At 67.7% G+C, this 991-nt stretch carries 1 protein-coding gene; it reads right to left on the minus strand.

Translation table 11 applies throughout. The features are described 5' to 3' along the window. Positions 1–32 precede the first annotated feature (32 nt). Positions 33–926 carry a transposase gene (locus ABD848_RS24875; protein ID WP_344977648.1) on the minus strand — a complete coding sequence of 298 codons (894 nt, stop codon included), beginning with the start codon at positions 924–926 and terminating at the stop codon, positions 33–35. Positions 927–991: the final 65 nt, after the last annotated feature.

Below are 991 nucleotides of genomic sequence, written 5' to 3' on the forward strand. Positions count from 1 at the left end.
CTAGATCGTTGATGGGGAATGGTTGTTGCTGGTCAGTGGTCGTAGGCGGTCAGGGAGCGTTTGACGGGGGCGTCGATGAGCCAGTTGTGCCAGATCGCGGCGTTGAGGGCGCAGATGCGCTGGCACACTCGGGTCCACAGACCTTCGGTGGTGCGGGCGTTGTGGCGCTCCAGGCCGAGTTGGTTCTTCAGGGTCCAGATGATGGCTTCGATGCGTTGGCGTAGCCAGCCGGGAAAGGCACGGGTGTCGGGTTCGTCGGTGCGGGGCGGGCGGATGAGTACGTGGCCCAGCCGGGTGATGGCCGCCTCGATGCCGGCTCCGGCGAAGCCTTTGTCGCACACGATCGGGCCGGGCTCGGGAGCGCAGCGTTGGACGTGGAGCAGGTGCAGGGCCTGTTTGCGTTCGTCCAGCTCCTTGGGGTGGGCCAGGCTGAAGGCACACACCGCCCCCTCGGCGGTGGTGATGAGCATCAGCTTGGCGCCCCAGTAGAAGGCGTGGTGGGATCGGTCCATCCCGTAGCCGGCGATCTCGCCCAGGCCGGAGCGGTTCACGGTGGCGCGTGAGGCGCCGCAGCGCAGCGGTGTACCGTCCATCAGCCGCAGGTTCTCCTGCCAGGTCGGCACCGCCCGGGCCAGCCACACCGTCGCCTTCAGCAACACCGGGGTCAGGGCGCGTAGGTGGCGGTTGTACTCGGACTGGCACGGCAGGCGCGGGAAGAGGTGGCCGATCCTGCCGGGGGCCAGGCGCAGCCAGCGACGTTCGTCGTCGCAGCGCAGCAGGACTTGGGCCACCGCCACACACACCAGCTCGGCATCGGTGAGCAGGCGGGGCCGCCCCGGCTTCGGACGCTGTGGGCCCGCCGGCAGGACATGGTCGTCCAGATGGACATAGAGTGCGGTCAGAAGGGCGTCCAGGTTTTTGGTCACACATCGATCATGGGCGCCCTTCGCCATGTCCGCGACCGGCCACAAGATTCCCATCAACGATCTAG

The sequence above is a fragment of the Salinactinospora qingdaonensis genome, from assembly GCF_039539445.1.
Classification (GTDB): domain Bacteria; phylum Actinomycetota; class Actinomycetes; order Streptosporangiales; family Streptosporangiaceae; genus Salinactinospora; species Salinactinospora qingdaonensis.